Here is a 19,368-nt window from a genome sequence, read left to right on the forward strand (position 1 = left end):
ATATGGAGCCCAAAAAACTTCCCTTACTGAAAATTAGTGATGACAAACGTTACCTGGTGGGAGAAGCGGGTCGCACTCCATTTTTTTGGCTTGGGGATACCGCTTGGGAGCTGCTACACCGATTAAACATAGAGGAGGTAAAAAGCTATTTTGAAGACAGGTCGAAAAAGGGTTTCACAGTGATTCAGACCGTGATATTGGCTGAATTAGATGGCCTTCAGACCCCAAATGCCAATGGAGAAATACCCCTCCATGATCAAGACCCAGATTCCCCCAATGAAAAGTATTTCTCCTACGTGGATAAGGTACTTGAAGAAGCTGCAAGGCTTGGTTTATATGTGGCTCTTTTACCGACCTGGGGAGACAAATACCAAAAAGCTTGGGGAGTGGGTCCTGAAATTTTCACCCCTGAAAATGCCAGAAAGTACGGAGCTTATCTGGGGAAGCGGTATGGGTCCTTTTCGAATATTATATGGGTTTTGGGAGGAGATAGGGTGCCCAAAAACAAGACCGAATACCAAATAAATGAAAAACTCGCAAAGGGAATTAAAGAGGCGGGTGCCGTCCAACTAATAACAGTGCACCCAAAAGGGGGCAACATTGCCAGTGATATTTTTGGCAAAGAAACCTGGTTGGATATAGATATGTTTCAATCCAAACACCTGAAGGGGTGTCTGGAGTACAAATTTACCCAAAGGGCTATGAGAAACCTACCTGTACGACCTGTGATCGATGGAGAACCCGGTTATGAAAACATCCCTAATTATTTAAATAAGTGGGGCAAAGACCGATTAGATGCTTATGATGTAAGACGTTCTGCTTACTGGAATATGCTGAGTGGGGCAGCAGGGCATACGTATGGATGCAATGAAATATGGCAGATGTACTCCCCTGGAAGGTCACCGCTTCACGGGGCGCACCTTACTTGGACTGAGGCCATGAGCTTGCCCGGTGCTTTCCAGATGGGAATAATGCGGCGTTTATTCGAACAGTTTCCTTGGCAGCGTTTGAGGGCTATAAAAGGATTCGTGAGAGGAATAAATTGGCGGAATTCAGCCCACACTGTAGGGATGGTGGATGTAGAGGGACAATTCGCCCTTGCCTATTCCCCTTCTAGAAAAAGGGTGAGATTAGACCTTAGCTTATTAAAATCCCAACACCTGTCCGGGTATTTTCTGGATCCTGAAAAAGAAATAACCTATCCAATCCCCTCTAAATTGTATCCTAAAAAAACAACTTTTAAATTCCCCCGGGTTCCAGATACGGAAAAAACTTCAAAAGACTGGTTGATCGTTCTTTTGGACGAAACGTTTGGAAGTGGCTTAAGGGAGTCTTGAGGCCTAGGGGGGGTGGAAAATTTGTGGATAAGCAAAAAAATCCCGTTCCTCACCTAAATATTTAACTGCCAGTACCAAAAGCCGTAAGCACGAGCTTTCTACTTCCTCCATGATTTCTGAATTCGCAAAGATAGATCCCTTGCCAGGTACCAAGATTTAGTTTTCCATCGGTGATTGGGATTTTCAGATCAAAGCCCAACAAACTTCCCTTTAAATGGGCTGGCATATCATCTGGGCCTTCATAGGTATGAATAAAGTTAGGATAGTCCTCTGGGACCAGGTCGTCAATAAAGGCTCCAAAATCCCTGCGCACACTTGGGTCTGCATTTTCATTGATGGTGAGCCCTGCGGAAGTGTGCTGGATAAAAACCTGTAGCAACCCTACGTTCAATTTCTTGATTTCCGGAATGTTGTCCACAATTTCATTGGTTATGAGGTGAAATCCCCGCGGATAAGGAGAGAGTTGTATGGTTTTTTGGAATAACTGCATGAACATAAATTTAGGTACAACTTAAAACAAATAGGTTCTGCTTTCGTCCAAATTTATTTATCTTTAAGGAATTACCATAAATCATTTAACCCTAAAATCTTTCGAAGATGGAACAGATAAGCTTGATATTCCTTATGACTGTACTTGGTCTAGGATTTTTTTCCACCACCCAGGCCCAGGGCCTTAGTGCAAAAATAATTTCCCTTGAAGAAGCCCAAAAGATTTCCGATGCTGCAGAGGCCAAAGCCAGGGCTGAAAATTGGAATGTTGTCATTGCCATTTTAGATGCCGGGGGTCACTTGATTGCCCTTAGGAAAATGGATGGCACACAAGTGGGCAGTGTGGAAGTCGCCCAGAAGAAGGCAGAAACTGCCTTGAAATTTAAAAGGCCTACCAAGGTGTTTGAGGAGGCCGTAAAAGGCGGCAACGTTCACATCATGAGCTTGCCCAACGTGGTGGCAGTGGAAGGTGGCTTGCCAATCGAACATGATGGGATGGTCATAGGTTCTATTGGAGTCAGTGGAGTCACCTCTGCCCAAGACGGTATAATTGCTGAGGCTGGGCTTAAGGCTTTCCCCTAATTCTCAACCTATAAACGTTAATGAAGGCCCTGGGGAGCAATGCGCTACCCAGGGACTTTTTCCAATAATGCCAAAATAAAGATATGCCCTCCAAATTACCTTACGCAGGTACTACCATCTTCACCGTTATGTCCAAATTGGCAGCAGACGAAGGTGCATTTAACCTTTCCCAGGGATACCCGAGTTTTGATTGCTCACCCAAACTCACAGAATTGGTTAACCACTACATGAAACACGGCTTCAACCAATATGCCCCTATGAGTGGTATTCCTGAACTAAGAGAAAGCCTTTCCGAAAAAACTTCCAGGGTTTACAACGTACACTATCATCCCGAGGAGGAGGTCACCATCGTTTCTGGAGCCACAGAGGCCATCTTTTGTGCGGTAACAGCCGTGGTTTACCCCGGAGATGAGGTAATCCTACTTGAGCCTGCATACGATAGCTACAGACCCGCCGTGGACTTGAATGGAGGAAAACCGGTTTATGTGACCCTTAATGCTCCCGATTTTAAAATCAATTGGGACAAAGTAAAGGAAAAAATAACTCCCAAAACCAAGGCCATCATGATCAATTCTCCTCATAACCCCGTGGGTACAGTCCTGAGCTCACAGGATTTGGAGGAACTGGCGGCCATCGTACGGGATAAGGATATTTATATTATCAGTGATGAAGTTTATGAGCACATCGTATTTGATGGGGAAAAGCACCATTCTATGATGACTCACCCAGTGCTTAGAGAGCGTTCCTTTGTCTGTGGTTCCTTTGGAAAAACCTATCACATGACCGGGTGGAAAATTGGCTATTGCCTAGCACCCAAGGCACTTACTGCTTCCTTTAGGCAAATCCATCAATTTATTACCTTCAGTACCGTTACACCTATGCAACATGCATTGGCTGACTTTCTTAAGGAACCGGAACATTATGAGAACCTAAGCCAATATTATCAACAGAAGAGAGACCGGTTCATTAGGGCCATCAAGTCCTCCAGGTTCAAGTTCCACCCTTCCAAGGGTTCATTCTTTCAAATTGTTTCCTACAAGGAGATTACGGATGAGCATGATTATGATTTAGCCGTTAGGCTCACTAAGGAAATAAAAGTAGCATCGATCCCCGTATCTGTTTTTTATAAGGACAAAATAGATAATAAGTTGCTTAGGTTTTGTTTTGCCAAGGACGATGAAATGTTGGACAGGGCTGGGGAAATCCTGTGCAGCCTATAACCCGAAGGAATCCGGCATTTGAGCATCCAAGAACTGGGAATCCTTTTAAAAACGTAACCACTTGGGTTATTCTGGACCTCTTTGGTTAAGGAGCCAACCAGGAAAATTCCCAGCCCCCATTTTTTTTGTTAAAAACCGCCCTTAAATGCTCTACACCATTAAGTTGAAGCAACTCCACACTTCTGGGGTTGATGGCCAGGATAGAAAAATACCTGGCATCTAGATTTTCAGACCATTGATGTGCTTGTTCGGGAGAATCGATTTTGGTTCCGGGTTTATGAATCGAGCAATAGGCTTTTCTTGCTTCCCCCTTCACCTTTTTCCAATGGTAGGCCGTGATCTCATCCATGGTATGAACAGAAGCCTTACCCAATATTTTGGCTTGGACCTTCTTTTCCGGGTGATATAAATGTAAGGAGACGGCTGGGTTTTTTTGAATTTCAGCAATTTTCTGACTTCTTGAATCGGTATAAAAATAAACTTTAAAGTCTTGGTTTATCGCTCGTAACACCACATAACGGCTATTTGGAAATTCAGTCCCGAAAGTACTTAGGGTAATGAACCGGAATGGGTGGTTGGGATCAATTACTGCCTTGGAACATTCAGCCTGGAATAGCTCAAAAACCTGGGAAAGCTCAGTTTTTTCAGTGAATAGCATGACCTATGACTTTTACTCTGATCCACAAAAAACCTCCCTTCCACTCTTAATAGCCAGTGAAAGGGAGGAACTATCAACATCTATGGTGATTAAGATTTTCTCCATTTAATGGTACAACCCACTGCCTTGGTCTTTTTCTCCGGCACTTCATCCCCTGTGAGCACTGCTTCCATGGCATCTTCCACATATTTTTTAGTCACGGAGGAAGCGTCTTGGTAATTGTTGTCTATGGCTCCCACGTATTTCACGATATAGTCATTGCCATCCTTTTCTAGTAGATACACCTGCGGTGTATTGGTGGCTCCGTACTCTTTCGTGGTTTCCTGCGTTTCGTCGTACACATACGCAAAAGGGAAATTTTTTGCATCTGCCCTTTCTTTCATCTTCTCAAAACTATCTCCTGGACTGGCACCGTCATCATTTGGATTAATGGCAATGACCGGGTAACCCTTGGGAGCAAATTGGTTGTGTAGTGCAATCATCCTGTCTTCATAGGCTACCACATAGGGACAGGTATTGCAGGAAAATATTACCAAAAATCCCTCTGCATCATCATGATCGCCCATAGACACATAGGAACCATCCACATTTTTTAGCTTAAAATCGCTGGCTTTGTCACCAACCTGGTAACCATCTTGCGCCTGAATTGAATGGCATATCAAGAAGGCAAATAGAAAACCGAATAAATGTTGTACTTTCAATTTCATGATTTTATTGTTTTAGTTGGCTAATAAAATTTCTCAAACTTTCTTCGTCCATATCTCCTTCGTGAAAGGCCCTTTCCCCGTTGGGTTTCACAAATAGGGTGGCTGGAATGGCACCGGACCAATTTTTACTCACCTTATCTATCCAACTATTGAAATCCACGTCATCCAATAGAAAGACCGGTGATTTTACCCCTCTTTTTTCTATAAAATTTGTCACCCTTTCTGGCTTCCTTCCATCATCCATCGAAATAAATATCAACTCTACGGAGGGATCTTCCGCATTCACCTTTTCAAAATCTGGCATTTCCCTGATACATGGGGCACACCATGTAGCCCAAAAATTGTAAATTTTGATCTTATCCGAGGATTCCTTCGTCATCTCCTCAAACTCATCGAAAGAAATGACCTTAAATGGAGCAATATCCTCATTATCAATTTTCAAAAATAATGTGAGGAAAATCACCAATAATGAAACATGGAATTTAACCATAATTGCTATTCAGGCTATTTTACTATTTTTAGGGGTAACACAAATTAACTTACGGCTCGGAGACCATTTGCTTACTAGAGAACATGATTTATAGTAACCTAATAACCAGTATTTTTGTTCCAAAAAGGCAACAAACCCTCTATACGAGAGTGATTAGGTTATTCATCCAGAATTTGTCTAATATAATAAACGCTTTGGGGGATTTGGGCCACCGACCTGGACGATTCGTCTTCAATGATTAGGTACTCGGCATTATTGGCTTTTGCCTGGCGGATGATTCCTGCAATATCAATATCCCCAGTTCCCAATACCACATTGGTTTCCACATCACCAGTGCCATCATCGGTCCCTTCTGTTCCTTTTTTTCTGTCCTTAAGATGCAATAAGGGAAACTTGTCCGGATGAGCTTTTAACAACGCCAATGGGTCTCCTCCCCCCATCTGCACCCAAAAAACGTCCATTTCAAAGTCGAAATGGTCTGCATTTGCCAACATATAGTCAAATAGTGTACCCCCCTCATACGATTTAAATTCATACCCATGTGGGTGATAGCAAAAAGTCAATCCTGCATCTTTGATTTTTTTACCCGCCTCATTAAACACCCTAACAGCTTCTTTGGCATGAGTTTCTCCAAATTCCCCGTCGTGAGGAATCCAAAATGTGACAATATATTTTGCACCGAAAGCTTTGGCATTATCGATAAATTGTTGGGGATCTTTTTTAAGCTGTTCGTAGTCAGCCCCTACTGCTACCATCTGTAAACCTAAGTTGTCGAGCATTTCCAGGTATTCATCCATAGACATCCCATAGGTGCTTCCTCCCTCGATATACTTGATATCCCATTGGTCTATGATCTCATGGTACTTCTCCACATCCATTTCCATTTGATTTCGGAGACTATACAATTGCAGACCAATTTTTTGGGCAAAAATCCCAGTGCTGAACAGGGTGAGCCAAAAGAATGTGGCAACGCTAATGATTTTAGAGTAACGGGTCATATTATTAAAGGGCTTCATGTGTCTAATACGGTTTTTGGAAAGTTAAAGATAAGGTTTTGACAATGGATATAAAAAAACTTCGCATTTCATGTCAATGCTTTGACACATAAACCTTAAATTTAGTCTTAATTATACCAGCCCAACATGTTTGAAATTATTCCCTCTATATGGTTGATCAACGGAAAATGCGTGCGTTTAAAGCGGGGAGATTTTTCTACTGAGGAGGTCATTTCTGATAACCCCCTTGAAATAGCCCAGGCTTTTCAAGATCACGGCATTTCCAAACTTCACCTTGTAGATTTGGACGGAGCAGTAAGAGAATCTCCGAAAAACTACCATATTTTGGAGGCAATAGTACAATACACTTCCTTGAAAGTTGATTTCACAGGCGGGGTGTCCACAGATGGGGATGTTATTAAGGCTTTTGAGCATGGTGCCTCCTCCGTAACTGCTGCAACAGTGGCTGTCCGTTTCCCAGAGCGTTTTGCCCAGTGGTTGATTTCCTACGGCAGGGAAAAAATAAACCTCGCAGCAGATTCTGACAGCAGGGACCTCAGCATTAAAATCAAGGGCTGGCAAACAAAAACCACTACACAGCTTTTTGACCACCTTACTTTTTTCTTCGAGAGGGGCTTGAAATATGCAAAATGCTCAGATATCAGTAGAGATGGCCTTATGGACGGGCCTAATTTTGAGCTATACGAAGAGTTGGCAAATAAATTTCCATCCTTACATATTTTGGCAAGTGGAGGAGTAAGGGATATTAGCGACTTTAACCGATTAAAGGATTTGGGCGTGAGTGGTGTGGTATTCGGCCGCGCTTTTTATGAGAAAAAGATCACGTTGAAAGATTTGGATAATTTTTTAGCAACTACAACCAATTGATTAATTTTCCTTGAATCGGTCTAAAACATATAGAAAAATATTGAAGGATACGGAAGGTTTTTCACCGTCCTTAGCTTCAAAGGACTCATTTTCTTCACTGTAACTAGAGTGATAATTTCCCGACTCTTTTTTCTTGTCATTTCGGAAACTTGAATCCTCCTTATCCTTGGGAGAATAGCTGTTTTCTTCAGTAACCTCCTGCTTTACTTTTTTCTCTTTGGCCTTTTCAGAATGTTCTACCTTTTGCCTTTCCTGAATGACAGTTTCCCGGTCAGACTGGGCAAATACTTGGCTGTGAAAGAAAAAACAAAATATCAAACCGACAAAGCCGATGAATTTTGTACCGGGGAGAATATTGTTTTGAAGATACATTTTTTTGGGTGACCTTAAATCAAATGAAATGTTCTTGTTTATTTTACCTATACTCCAAATATACTGAAAATATCCCTTTTATCAAAAAAACACAGCTCCCCATTACAGATTGAAACCCAAAATAGGAGAATATTTTTCTTTAGTAATGAAATCGTATTTTTGGAAAATATTTTGAAAGAAAACAGGTTCAATGTACCCATTTACTCTAGATACACTATTTTCACTACTGAGCGGTGAATGGATAATGAAGGGTGAACCTACCGCCATCCAATCCGTATTCGTCGATTCAAGAAACATCATCCAAGGTAGGGGTTCATTGTTTATTTCCCTAATGGGCAATCGCAGGGATGGTCATGATTTTATGGAAGCCGCATACAAAAAGGGAGTTCGTAATTTCATTGTTCAAAACCCCGAGAAGGTAAAGGCTCTCCAGGCATCACTTTCCGGTAGCAATATAGTAATGGTGAAAAGTTCCTTGGAGGCCCTGCAAACCATTGCCAAGTGGAATAGAGAAAAATTTGAGGGGATAACCATTGGTATCACCGGAAGTAATGGAAAAACTATCCTTAAGGAATGGCTAGGACAGATACTGTCCAATGATTACCGAGTTGCCAAAAGCCCAAAAAGTTACAATAGCCAAATTGGAGTACCACTTTCACTTTTTGGCCTTGGCAAAAACTACCAAATTGGGATTATTGAAGCAGGCATTTCCCAGCCCGGTGAAATGCAGAAGCTGGAGCAAATGATTCATCCCGATATAGCCATTTTTACCAACCTTGGCTCAGCCCATGACAGCAATTTTGAAAACAGAAAGCATAAACTGAAAGAGAAAGCTAAATTTCTCAAAAATGCCAAGTATGTGGTTTATTGTGCCGACCAGCCTTTGGTAAGTCGGTTTTTGAAAAGTGAGATTCCCGAAGACAGACTCATAGGCTGGTCCAATTCAGGACCTGCAGACTATGTGCTTTCCACCAAAAAAAGGCAAGGGACTTGTAAAATATTACTGATGAAACCCGACTTGGGTATTTTTACCTTTAGCACTGAATTTACGGATGAGGCATCATTAGAAAACCTTAGGCATGTGGTTGCAACTTGCCTAACCTTGGGCATTTCTCCAGCTAAGATCCAAGGCTACCTCCCTCAGCTAAAGCCTGTAGATATGAGGCTGACTTTAAAGCAAGGCATTAACCATTGCCTCCTTATTGATGACACCTATAATAATGACCTAGCTGGACTTGAAATAGCGCTGCAAATGATGGAGGAGCAGCCCTTGGATATAAACCGCACCCTAATCCTATCCGATTTACTTCAGACCGGGGATGAGGGTCATGCCTACCAAAAGGTGGCTGACTTGATACACCATTATAAGATAAAAAAATTAATAGGCATCGGGGACTCCTTATCCAGGTATCGGGATATTTTTGGCATATATGGGGAATTTTATCCTTCCACTTCTGAATTTTTGGCCGATTTCAAAGCAGAAAACTTTAACAGGGAATTGATCTTGGTGAAAGGTGCCAGGAAATACTCATTCGAATCCATTGTAAAGCAGTTGGAGGAAAAGATTCATGGTACGGTGCTTGAAATCAACCTTAATGCCCTTACCTCCAATTTCCAGCTCTACCGATCGCTGCTGCCCGAGGGCACCCGACTAATGGTGATGGTAAAAGCTTCTGCCTACGGGGGTGGTTCCACAGAAATTGCTAAACAATTGCAGGTATTAGGAGCCGAATACCTCGCGGTGGCATATACCGATGAGGGGGTGGAACTGAGAAAGGCCGGAATATCACTGCCAATTATGGTCTTGAACAGCAACAAGGAAAATTTTGAACAATTGGCAAGGCATAAATTGGAACCAGTGGTTTACAGTATAAATATACTGAAGTCCATTTCTACTTTTGCCTCAAGCATCCCCACATCAATAAGAATACACCTTGATATAGATACTGGCATGAAAAGACTGGGGTTTGAAGAAAAAGAACTTGACAGCCTATGCGCTCTATTGAAAGAGTCCCCTTTGCTTCAGGTAGCCAGTATTTTCACCCATCTGGCGGCCGCTGATGACATCGCCAAAGATCCGTTTACCAGCTTACAACTTAAGAAATTTGTCGACTATGCAGATACCCTTTGTTCGGTGTTGGAAAATAAACCATTGTTACATGTGCTGAACACCGCCGGGATCCAACGGTTTCCTAAGTATGCCATGGATATGGTTAGATTGGGAATTGGGCTTTATGGGGTAGATCCGGTCGGAGGCGAAGCTTTGCCATTGACCCAAATTGGCACATTGAAAACCCCTATTGCACAAATAAAAACCATCCTGCCGGAAGAATCCGTAGGGTATGGCCAAAAAGGGAGGCTAATAAATGGGGGTAAAATAGCCACTTTGAATATCGGTTATGCGGATGGATTCGACAGACGGTTTGGAAATGGTGTCGGTTTTGTGCTTATCCATGGACAAAAGGCCCCTGTAGTGGGAAATGTTTGCATGGACATGTGCATGGTTGATGTAACCCATATACCTTCCGTAAAGGAGGGCGATGAAGCCTGTATATATGGGGAGGGTGTGGAGCTCTCGGAACTCGCCAAGACCATTGGCACCATCCCCTATGAGCTGCTTACAAATATTACCCATAGGGTAAAAAGGGTCTACTTTTGGGATTAAATATCAATTTTGTAAATGTGCGAAGGATTTCTCCAAGATTGCCAAATATTTCGTTTATTTGTTCGATAATTAATTTCAGGGTTTTGGTGAAGGACAATTACTCCATATGTGGACCTATTTTAATAAACGGTTATGAAATGAGGGCTATTTTGAATGACTTCATCCAAGGAATTAAATCTTTTGCGGCTGGGATCTTAGTTGTATTTTTCTTCTCTTGTGAACAGGTATTGACAGAAGAAACATTAATTTATTCCAATGACTTTTCAAATTCTGATTTGTCAAATATTCAAGAGGGAAGGTTGCATGTTTTTAATGGGGATACAGTAATGGGTTATTTTCATAATGAAGAGATAAAGCTTACTTTGCCAAATTTACCTACCCATAACACCATTCAAGTTACTGTGGAATTGCTGGTTCATGACAGTTGGGACGGAAATCCGGACAACGTCGGAGGGCCTGATTTTTGGTACATGCAGTTGGATGGCATAGAAGTTTTGCGTACTACGTTCTCCAATAGTCCTTGCGAGTCTTTGTTTTGCCTATACCAGTCTTATCCTGATAACTTTCCCAGGCTAAACGAACCTAAATCGGGAGCCTTGGAAACAGACCTTCCTGGTAGGTGTCAGTATGAGGGTCAATTGGGATGGACCACAAAATACAGAATTTCCAAGTACATTTCACACAGTTCCTCCTCTATTGAGATCGTGTGTGGGGATGAATTAAAACAAGAAAATGCTTCCGACCCGGTCTGTGATGAAAGCTGGTCTGTAGCTAAGATTGAAGTGACCACTATGACATTAAAATGAAAAAGAACCTAGGAAAAAGTTTATTGAATGCCACTGCTATACTGGTTCTATTGGCAGGCATGTGTCTTCCTACTTTTTTAGTGGCGCAAAGCGTGTCCCTCAATTTTCCCATATTCGAAGACTATATGAGGCGGCAGCAGTTATTAGGGGAACTCGACTCAAGTGTGAGCTTTATGATTCGCCCTCTCTATCCCAGTGAGTCCTTCAACAAAGAAAACGGAATAGACCTAGACGGAACTTTTACCGACGAAGACCTTTCGGAGTTCAGTTTTTCTTCAAAGGACAGCAAGGGGAAGTTCATGTTGTTGCCTGGTATGCTCAGGACCCAGTACAACTCCAATTACGCTTTCGGCATCAACAATGGCCCAATGATCCCAAATGCAGGCATGCAGTATCTTGCCAGTTTTGGCATTTATGCAGAATATGGGGGGTTGACCCTGCAAATACAACCTGAATTTCTCTATGCTGCGAACAGGGATTACATGGGCTTTCCCCTGGAGCATGACCCCAGTACCTGGGCGCAGTATTATGACTGGCTTAATACCATTGACAGACCAGAGCGGTTTGGGGAAAGGGCCTATGTCAGTTTATTAATGGGGCAATCCAGTATTAGGTATAACTACAAAGAATGGTCTGTAGGAATATCTACCGAAAACCTGTGGTGGGGGCCTGGGCGCAGGGCATCCCTGCTTATGAGTAACCACGCTCCAGGTTTCTTGCATGCCACCATCAATACCAGAAAACCCGTTTCCACTCCCATAGGTAAATTCGAAACCCAATTGATAGCAGGAAGGCTGGAAGCTTCTGGCTTTGGCCCGCCAAATACGGACGTGACCTTTCGGACCACCCCTCCTTATGCGCCAAAGAGAGACAGAAGTGATTGGAGATATTTGGCAGGATTCGTAATGACCTACCAACCGGAATGGGTACCAGGGTTGTTTTTGGGATTTAGTAGTGTGTCCCAAATGTATAATTCGGACATGGAAACCTTCAGGGACTATCTGCCCATGTTCAACAGCGAAAAGGGCCCTCAGGCCATCAGTAAGCCTGCCGTGGACAGAAGAAACCAGATGAGCTCTGGGTTCTTTAGGTGGATAAGCCCTCAAGGCCATTTTGAATTCTATGGGGAATATGGCTCTAATGGAAACAGTAGGACCATGTATGATTTTCTGATCAATCCCGACCTAAACAGGGCATTCACCTTTGGGTTCAGCCACCTGATAAAGCTAAAGAAACAGAGGGAATTCATACAGGTAGGCATGGAAATGACACAGACGGGTCAGACCGTGAGGGAAAACATACTGGCTAGAAACAGTTGGTACACTCATCCCCACGTGAGGCATGGCTATACCCATAGGGGCCAGGTTTTGGGTTTTGGTTATGGGCCTGGGAGTAATGTCATTTCTGCGGATATTGCCTGGGTGAAGGATTTTAACCGAATCGGGTTTCAACTGGAATACATCAATCACAACAATGACTTTTACTATAAGCGATTTGAGGATATCAAAGATTGGCGAACTAAATATGTGGACATAGTCCCCTCCCTCATTGGCGAATGGCGATTTGATCAAATATTGGTATTTGCTAACCTCCAATTTGTCAACACCTTGAATTACCACTGGTATATAGAGAATGATCCAACTACCTATTTTGTGCCAGGCCTCGACAAAAACAACGTAACCGCAAAATTCGGAGCTACCTATGTTTTTAAATAACTAAAGCTGGCTGCTGTCAAATTTTTCCATAACCCGGAAAATGGTATCAATGGCCTTGAGAAAGAATGCTTGATCTATATTCTCAAAGGTATCTGAAGGTCTGTGGTAATCTTCATGGTCATCCACCCCAAAATACAGGAATGGAATTCCCTCAGCATGGAAGGGAGCATGGTCAGACGCCTTTGACCAGTCCTTTTTTCCAAAACCTCCGTCGTTGCCGATGAACAATTCTATAGGGGCTGTTTTGGATACCTCCTCCAATAAAGGTAATAAATGAGGATAATGTCTGGATCCTACTGCATACAAGCGGTCATTATCGCTTCTACCTATCATATCCATATTAACAACCAATGCAATTTGATCTTGGGAAAAGGGAAAGTCCTCTAGTAGTGCCTTTGCTCCTAAAAGACCCATCTCCTCTGCATCTAAAGCCGCGAAAACCATGGAATGAAGGGGCCTATGCTTTGCATAATGGGCAGCTAAGGAAAGTAGTCCAGCCACTCCCGAAGCGTTGTCGTCAGCACCATGGTAGATTTCACCGTCTTTAACTCCGATATGGTCATAATGCGCCATCACTATTATTATCCTATCGAGTTCAGAACCGGGAACGAACCCTACTATGTTTTTGGCTTTACCTTCCTTTTTGGAAATTGAGGAAGGAAGGGAGAAGGGCTGAGTGAAGTCTTGAAATTGAGAACCAAGGCCAAGTTCTCGGAACCTTGCCCTGATATGGTCTTGCGCAAGTTGGCTTCCCTTGCTGAGGGGTTTCCTTCCTTCCAGCTTTGGGGATGAGAGGTATTCCAAATCCTTTAGGGATTGGTCAGTGGAGAGTTGTTGGGCATTGATCTCATAGGAAGCCCAGAGCAGAAAAAATATTATGATAGATTTGGCCGTTCTCATAGTAATTGGGAAGCTTATGCGTTGTGATTATCCGTGAAAATACTAAACTTTAGCGTTTGCAATAATTTTGTTTATGAAATATATACACATGCTGGTCTTGGTCTGCTTCGTCCAGGCTTTGGTTTTTGGTCAGCAACAACCCGTTGAGGGCTTTTTATCCGGTAAATCAGCTGTACTGATCTCTTGTTCGCCGGCAGCTCAGCCCTCACTGACCTGGGAAGAACTAGCAGAAAAGGTTCATTCACCTTTGGTGGATGCCGGCGGTGATCCTGTGGGATATTTCGAATTAGAAGAAGTAGCCCTGTCGGAAGAAACCCTACAAATCTATGCCAATGCTTTTCAGAAACGATTAATCAACAACATCATTGTGGTGACAAGGACTTCCAACGGCAATTTTCATTTACATATTTTTCCTTTTTCCAAAAACGAGAATATCATATCACCCGGTGAGCATATATCCGTCAGTGCCACAAGTCTGGATCAGTTTTTTGAAGATGTGAAATCCATAGGAGTTAATAAGCCATCCGAAAATTTTTTGGTTATAGAGATTCCTGAATTCCCTCAAGTGGAAGAAGGTCAGGGAAGGACTTCTGGAGCGAGTAACTTCCTAAGAAGAAAACCACTTAACCTCGATGTGTTTAAAATAGGGGTTTTGCTCTCTGGAGCATCTGGGGACTCTGGATACCTACTTACCTTTAGGCATGATTTGTTTGGCAAAAGTGAAGCGCAAAGGCTAGCCGAACAACGGGAAGAAAGGGAAGGGTTAGAATCCGTATTTGAGGAGGTTTATCCCTACCAGGTAGAGTTTATTAACACAGCCAGAAGCAACCAGGAATTAATCCGGGACAGGGTTCAATTTATGTTGATGAGAATCGAAGGTAGAGAAGGGGACATCATGGAAAACATGGGATTAAACGTTCCCCCAGAAGTGGATCCCAACCGGATTGTGGTCAAGTATTATGTCAAGTTTTTGGTGAGAAATGAATTGTACATCGGGGAAAAATGGGATGCATCTCCCAGTTGGAAGGAAGCGCTATCTTCCTTTTTGAGGCAAATTAGCGAAAATTAACGATGGATACCTTTCTGCTCATTAAAGTATTTAAGGTGTCGAATTACCTTTGCCCCATGCATCTTATACTATTTCCTGTCCTGTTTTCCTGAATACCTATCGGAAGCTTTTCTGTCTTTCGCATAGGCCCGTAAGAAAAGGCCCCTAAATGTGGGGAGATTTAACGCATACAGAAGCAATTAGTATTTATTAAAACTGGGGTCTCCTTCTTTAGTAAAAACCCCTAAGGCCTTTGGCAAAAGATTACAACCCTTGTTAATAAAAAAAGGCATGTCTTAAACGACATGCCTTACACTATCAGTAGGTAATTGGTGAAAACCGGGTGATTAACAACTTTCTACCCAATCCAGCGTAATCTTTATTTATCGATCGAACCTACTACCCTTTTCATAAAAGAGTTCATAGCTTCCTTTTTGTCCATTCCTTCTTTCATCATTTTGTTAACCTCCAAAGTGCCATATAAGTTTGAAAGTAGCTCCCCAATCACATCCAATTCATCGTCCTTCAGCGAGCTTATTTCGGTGATGGATTCGAGAAGTTCGATGGTCTCGTTTACCCAATCTTCATCATTCTCCTCAATAAAATTTAGGACGTGTTTAATTATTGGTAATCTCATCGATCAAAGTTTTCAGTACTTCCTCCTTGTTAGTTTGAACTTGGTTTACCAGTTTACCAGACTTAAACGTGGCAAAGGTAGGTAAATTGGACACCTCGGCTAATTTTCTTGATTCAGGCAGTTTTTCGGCATCCACATATAAAAACTTAACTGTATCATGAGTTTTGCTTAACCTTTTCATTTTTGGTTTCATGATCCTACAGTTTCCACACCAGGTTGCTCCGTACTGAACCAACACCTTTTCGTTACTAGATATGAGCTCTTGTAAATTGTCTTGTGCTAATTCTTCTAACATATTAAAACGCTTTTTTGAATGAATGCGCAAAGATAAACCCTAAGAAAATCATAAACCAATAGATAATGTCTATGGGGCATAGTAGAATTAATACAGGTCTTGGTTCAAAAAGGGAATGAGGGCAAGTAAGACCGCTTGTTCGTAATAGGATTTTCTATTCACCACTCCGTGGGTGAGCAGGCCTACCGAACCCCCGCCCTGTTTCGAATTGGTTTGCCGGAAAACCTTGTCGTCCGCTTCCCCAAGTTCTATACCTTCATCGATTAGATTTTTGATGGAAGAAGGAAGAAAAAAAGTGCCAGTTTTAGCTTTCCCTATCACCTGGCTGCCATTTAGGACAACTATCCAGGCAAAAGCCACCAATTGTTCCCCAACCTCATCTACACCTCCTTCGATTCCCACCCAAAAATCCGCCTCCGGGAAGGCTCTTTTTGCGGAAGAAGCTCTATTATAGGCTCCAGTGTAGGTTTCTACGTCCCCTCTGGGTTGATCCGACACCTGGGAGTCTACCTCTAGTCCCTGAACGATAAATTGCTCCTCAAATGCAGCTAGAAAGGCATCTTCTGCACTTTTTATTTTCACAGGATTTCTACTGCCTACTACAATTAATTTTTGTCGGGTTTGTTCCCGGAGATTTTTTCTTTTTGGAAATGCCATTGGTTAAGTTAAAATGGAGAAAAACTACGCCATGTTGTGGTAAACATGGTTTACGTCGTCATCTTCCTCAATACGTTCTATCATTTTATTGACCTCTTCCTCTTGTTCAGGGGTAAGTTCGGTCAAGGACATGGGAAAACGTTGAAAATCAGCACTGATGACTTCAATGTCTCTATCCTCTAGGGCTTTTTGCATATTGCCGAAATTCTCAAATTCCGTGTAAATAAAAATCTCCCCTTCGTTTTCGTCTATATCTTCAAGCCCGAAGTCTATCAATTCCAGCTCCAGTTCTTCCATGTCCCAATTCCCTTTGGAAAAACGAAACACGGCCTTTCTTTCAAACATGAAACTTACGGATCCAGAAGTACCCAGAGAACCTCCTGCTTTGGTGAAATAATGCCTGATATTGGCTACCGTCCGATTGAGGTTGTCGGTGGCAGTCTCCACAATCACTGCCACTCCATGGGGCCCATATCCTTCATAGGTGATTTCCTCGTAATCCTTCTCTTCCTTATTGCTTGCACGAGCAATGGCAGCCTCTATCCTGTCTTTAGGCATGGAGGCACCTTTAGCGTTTTGAATTACAGTCCTAAGTTTGGCGTTAGTGTCGGGATCTGGGCCACCTATTTTCACCGCCATCACTATTTCCTTACCCAAACGGGTAAAGACTTTTGACATCTTACTCCATCGCTTGAATTTCCGTTCCTTTCTGAATTCAAATGCTCTTCCCATAGGTGTTATTTTCTGGCACGTAAAAATAGCTATTTTTTTTATTTGCCCTAAGCATTAGCCTACCTATAGAGCTATTATTTCTAATTTCAAGGCTGGATCAGCTAAACATGGCAGGGTTTCCTACCCTATGTTTTTTTGTTTGAGCTGCTCCACTATATGCTCTGATGCCCTGATGGACAAGGCCATTATAGTCCATGTAGGATTTTTGTCTGCCTGTGACACAAAAGATCCCGCATCCACGACATACAGGTTTTTGCATTCGTGGGCCTGGGAATATTTGTTGAGAACGGAGGTTTTAGGGTCATTTCCCATTCTGGTTACCCCTACTTCGTGGATAATCCTTCCTGGTGCAGCCAAACCATAATTGCTTTCGGCTCCTGGCTTATCCCCCAAAATGGTGGCACCCATAGCTTGGAAAATCTCTTCAAAGGTCTCCTGCATGTGCTTGGCCTGTTTTACCTCATGTTCCGTCCAATTGTAATGAAAACGAAGCACGGGAATGCCATATTTGTCTACGGTGTAGGGGTCAATTTCGCAATAGTTGTCATATTGGGGCACACTTTCTCCTCTTCCCGAAATACCGATGGTGGCCCCATAATAATTCCGGATGTCCCTTTTCAACCCTGCACCATATCCTCCGTTTGGTTGTGGGTTCCCAAACTCATCCTTGAAATGTTTCCGGATGGAGTCCAAGCCGAATCCGAAACCATAATTGGGCATACGCATCCCTCCCCCAAATTCCAAATGGTATCCCCTGGGGAAATCTAATTTCTTGTTATCCAGCCACCAAGGAGTGTATACATGCATGGATCCCACTCCGTCCTCGTTGTATTTATCCCTACCCAACATGGAGGGGATAAACGCTCCTCTACTTGCCCCAGTGGAGTCGTGAAGGTACCTGCCCAGCATTCCGCTGCTATTGGATAAACCGTCTGGATGCTGAGAGGATTTTGAATTGAGCATAATACGAGCCGTTTCACATGCTGAGGCACCCAGCACCACTACTCTTGCCTTCAATTTGTATTCCTTCATGTCGACTTTACTCACATAGGAAATCCCAGTCGCCTCCCCTTTGTCATTGGTGGTAACTTTCCTAACCATAGCATGGGTATAAAGGTCTACGTGTCCCTTTTTCATAGAAGGCTTCACCAACACGGTGCCGGCAGAAAAATCGGCATAAACCTGGCAGGCCCTGCTGCATTGGGCACAGAAAAAACAGGTGCCCCTATCGTTGTTTACGGGGCGGGTGAGCACCGAAATCCGGGATGGAATAACGGGAATGTTCGCTTTTTTCCCTCCCTCCATAAAGGCCAGTTCATGCAATCGTGGCTTTGGCGGGGGCAGGAAAAAGCCATCAGGTTCATTGCGAATGCCTTCTTTGCTCCCAAATACGCCTACAATTTTATCCACCCTGTCATAATACGGTTGGATGTCCTCATAGGAGATGGGCCAGTCATCCCCGAGGCCGTCTATACTTTTCCTTTTGAAATCATCCGGGCCAAAACGCAGAGAAATCCTCCCCCAATGGTTGGTCCTTCCCCCCAACATCCTGGATCTGAACCAGTCGAACTCTGTCCCACCCTTACGGGTGTAGGGCTCTCCATCTATCTCCCAACCTCCATAAGCAGCGTCAAAATCCCCAAAAGCCCTTTGTGTATTGGCTCCTCTTCGTGGAGATTCCCAAGGGAACCTCATTTGCGTTCTATATTCTTCCAGGGCGGGGTCAAAATCACCTCCCGCCTCCACTACCGCCACACTCAAACCGGCCTCTGAAAGTATTTTACTGGACATGCCCCCTCCTGCTCCCGAACCCACGATGATGGCGTCATAGGTGTCTTTTGGTGAATTGATTTCAAAACTCATGGTAAATTATTTTGTAGTTAATTGATTTTCCAATATAGGGTAAGGCATGCTATAAACACAACTGATTTAGAAGAAGATGCTGTATTATGTCGTGAACGGGTAAATTTGAAGCATTTCTTTTCCCTTCCTCATTTATGACCTTAACAAATACCGGGAATCTTCAATTTGGACTATTCCGACAGAGTATCCCCACTGGGGCAATGGTATTGGGAAAAAAGAAATCCAACCTTCCGAGGTTTCACATATTTTGTATATTTGAATTATACTATGCTGGATGTTCACCATAGGTACCTAGGATCATCTTTTTAGCAT

The 19,368-nt window shown here is 43.0% G+C and carries 20 protein-coding genes; 8 read left to right on the forward strand and 12 right to left on the reverse strand.

Going from position 1 to position 19,368, the window contains the following annotated elements; all coding sequences use genetic code 11:
* The first annotated feature begins 2 nt into the window (after positions 1–2).
* A complete protein-coding gene (locus DB520_RS02575) occupies positions 3–1,337 on the forward strand; it encodes an apiosidase-like domain-containing protein (protein WP_114748080.1) in 1,335 nt (444 codons plus the stop codon).
* A gap of 61 nt (positions 1,338–1,398) precedes the next feature.
* Here DB520_RS02575 and DB520_RS02580 read toward each other — a convergent pair whose 3' ends face one another.
* The gene (locus DB520_RS02580; protein ID WP_114748751.1) at positions 1,399–1,827 is read right to left on the reverse strand and encodes a secondary thiamine-phosphate synthase enzyme YjbQ; all 429 of its coding nucleotides are present in this window, start codon (positions 1,825–1,827) and stop codon (positions 1,399–1,401) included.
* A gap of 107 nt (positions 1,828–1,934) precedes the next feature.
* Between DB520_RS02580 and DB520_RS02585 the strand changes: the two genes are divergently transcribed.
* Together DB520_RS02585 and DB520_RS02590 are read left to right on the forward strand one after the other, a co-directional pair.
* Positions 1,935–2,408, forward strand: coding sequence for a GlcG/HbpS family heme-binding protein (locus DB520_RS02585; RefSeq protein WP_114748081.1), 474 nt, complete (start codon positions 1,935–1,937; stop codon positions 2,406–2,408).
* Between the two features lie 83 nt (positions 2,409–2,491).
* The gene (locus tag DB520_RS02590; protein WP_114748082.1) at positions 2,492–3,628 is read left to right on the forward strand and encodes a methionine aminotransferase; all 1,137 of its coding nucleotides are present in this window, start codon (positions 2,492–2,494) and stop codon (positions 3,626–3,628) included.
* An 85-nt stretch (positions 3,629–3,713) separates the two neighbouring features.
* On the opposite strand, the gene DB520_RS02595 is transcribed toward DB520_RS02590, so the two are convergent.
* The 4 genes from DB520_RS02595 to DB520_RS02610 form a co-directional block, all read right to left on the reverse strand.
* Positions 3,714–4,286, reverse strand: coding sequence for a pyridoxamine 5'-phosphate oxidase family protein (locus DB520_RS02595; protein WP_114748083.1), 573 nt, complete (start codon positions 4,284–4,286; stop codon positions 3,714–3,716).
* 89 nt (positions 4,287–4,375) lie between these two features.
* Positions 4,376–4,993 (reverse strand): thioredoxin family protein, encoded by a 618-nt coding sequence (locus DB520_RS02600; protein ID WP_114748084.1) that lies wholly within the window; start codon positions 4,991–4,993, stop codon positions 4,376–4,378.
* Between the two features lie 4 nt (positions 4,994–4,997).
* Positions 4,998–5,483: a TlpA family protein disulfide reductase gene (locus DB520_RS02605; RefSeq protein WP_114748085.1), complete on the reverse strand. Its 486-nt coding sequence runs from the start codon at positions 5,481–5,483 to the stop codon at positions 4,998–5,000.
* A 158-nt stretch (positions 5,484–5,641) separates the two neighbouring features.
* On the reverse strand, positions 5,642–6,499 hold the full coding sequence (locus DB520_RS02610; RefSeq protein WP_232834805.1) for a sugar phosphate isomerase/epimerase family protein: 858 nt from the start codon (positions 6,497–6,499) through the stop codon (positions 5,642–5,644).
* Positions 6,500–6,625: 126 nt separating this feature from the next.
* Between DB520_RS02610 and DB520_RS02615 the strand changes: the two genes are divergently transcribed.
* Entirely contained in the window at positions 6,626–7,366 is a 741-nt protein-coding gene (locus DB520_RS02615; RefSeq protein ID WP_114748086.1) for a 1-(5-phosphoribosyl)-5-[(5-phosphoribosylamino)methylideneamino]imidazole-4-carboxamide isomerase, read from the forward strand.
* Here the strand turns inward: DB520_RS02615 and DB520_RS02620 are convergent, their stop codons facing one another.
* Positions 7,367–7,738: a hypothetical protein gene (locus DB520_RS02620; RefSeq protein WP_114748087.1), complete on the reverse strand. Its 372-nt coding sequence runs from the start codon at positions 7,736–7,738 to the stop codon at positions 7,367–7,369.
* 190 nt (positions 7,739–7,928) lie between these two features.
* On the opposite strand from DB520_RS02620, the gene DB520_RS02625 reads away from it, so the two are divergent.
* The 3 genes from DB520_RS02625 (at position 7,929) to DB520_RS02635 (ending at position 12,924) form a co-directional block, all read left to right on the forward strand.
* Positions 7,929–10,403, forward strand: coding sequence for a bifunctional UDP-N-acetylmuramoyl-tripeptide:D-alanyl-D-alanine ligase/alanine racemase (locus tag DB520_RS02625; protein ID WP_114748088.1), 2,475 nt, complete (start codon positions 7,929–7,931; stop codon positions 10,401–10,403).
* 137 nt (positions 10,404–10,540) lie between these two features.
* Complete coding sequence (locus DB520_RS02630) at positions 10,541–11,209, forward strand: hypothetical protein (protein WP_114748753.1); 669 nt, start codon at positions 10,541–10,543, stop codon at positions 11,207–11,209.
* Positions 11,206–12,924: a capsule assembly Wzi family protein gene (locus DB520_RS02635; protein ID WP_114748089.1), complete on the forward strand. Its 1,719-nt coding sequence runs from the start codon at positions 11,206–11,208 to the stop codon at positions 12,922–12,924. The genes DB520_RS02630 and DB520_RS02635 overlap by 4 nt, the downstream gene beginning before the upstream one ends.
* Here DB520_RS02635 and DB520_RS02640 read toward each other — a convergent pair whose 3' ends face one another.
* A complete protein-coding gene (locus DB520_RS02640) occupies positions 12,925–13,824 on the reverse strand; it encodes a M28 family peptidase (protein WP_114748090.1) in 900 nt (299 codons plus the stop codon). It abuts the gene before it with no gap.
* A gap of 73 nt (positions 13,825–13,897) precedes the next feature.
* Between DB520_RS02640 and DB520_RS02645 the strand changes: the two genes are divergently transcribed.
* Complete coding sequence (locus tag DB520_RS02645; protein WP_114748091.1) at positions 13,898–14,893, forward strand: NTPase; 996 nt, start codon at positions 13,898–13,900, stop codon at positions 14,891–14,893.
* 358 nt (positions 14,894–15,251) lie between these two features.
* On the opposite strand, the gene DB520_RS02650 is transcribed toward DB520_RS02645, so the two are convergent.
* From DB520_RS02650 to DB520_RS02670, 5 genes are all read right to left on the reverse strand, one after another.
* Positions 15,252–15,509 (reverse strand): DUF6952 family protein, encoded by a 258-nt coding sequence (locus tag DB520_RS02650; RefSeq protein WP_114748092.1) that lies wholly within the window; start codon positions 15,507–15,509, stop codon positions 15,252–15,254.
* Positions 15,490–15,804 (reverse strand): thioredoxin family protein, encoded by a 315-nt coding sequence (locus DB520_RS02655; RefSeq protein ID WP_114748093.1) that lies wholly within the window; start codon positions 15,802–15,804, stop codon positions 15,490–15,492. The genes DB520_RS02650 and DB520_RS02655 overlap by 20 nt, the downstream gene beginning before the upstream one ends.
* Before the next feature lie 87 nt (positions 15,805–15,891).
* Entirely contained in the window at positions 15,892–16,461 is a 570-nt protein-coding gene (gene yjjX, locus DB520_RS02660; RefSeq protein ID WP_114748094.1) for an inosine/xanthosine triphosphatase, read from the reverse strand.
* Positions 16,462–16,485: 24 nt separating this feature from the next.
* Positions 16,486–17,193, reverse strand: a complete 708-nt coding sequence (locus DB520_RS02665; RefSeq protein WP_114748095.1) for a YebC/PmpR family DNA-binding transcriptional regulator — start codon at positions 17,191–17,193, stop codon at positions 16,486–16,488.
* Positions 17,194–17,313: 120 nt separating this feature from the next.
* Positions 17,314–19,056, reverse strand: coding sequence for a GMC family oxidoreductase (locus DB520_RS02670; protein ID WP_114748096.1), 1,743 nt, complete (start codon positions 19,054–19,056; stop codon positions 17,314–17,316).
* Positions 19,057–19,368: the final 312 nt, after the last annotated feature.

It is taken from the genome of Pleomorphovibrio marinus, assembly GCF_003347495.1.
Classification (GTDB): Bacteria; Bacteroidota; Bacteroidia; order Cytophagales; family Cyclobacteriaceae; genus Pleomorphovibrio; species Pleomorphovibrio marinus.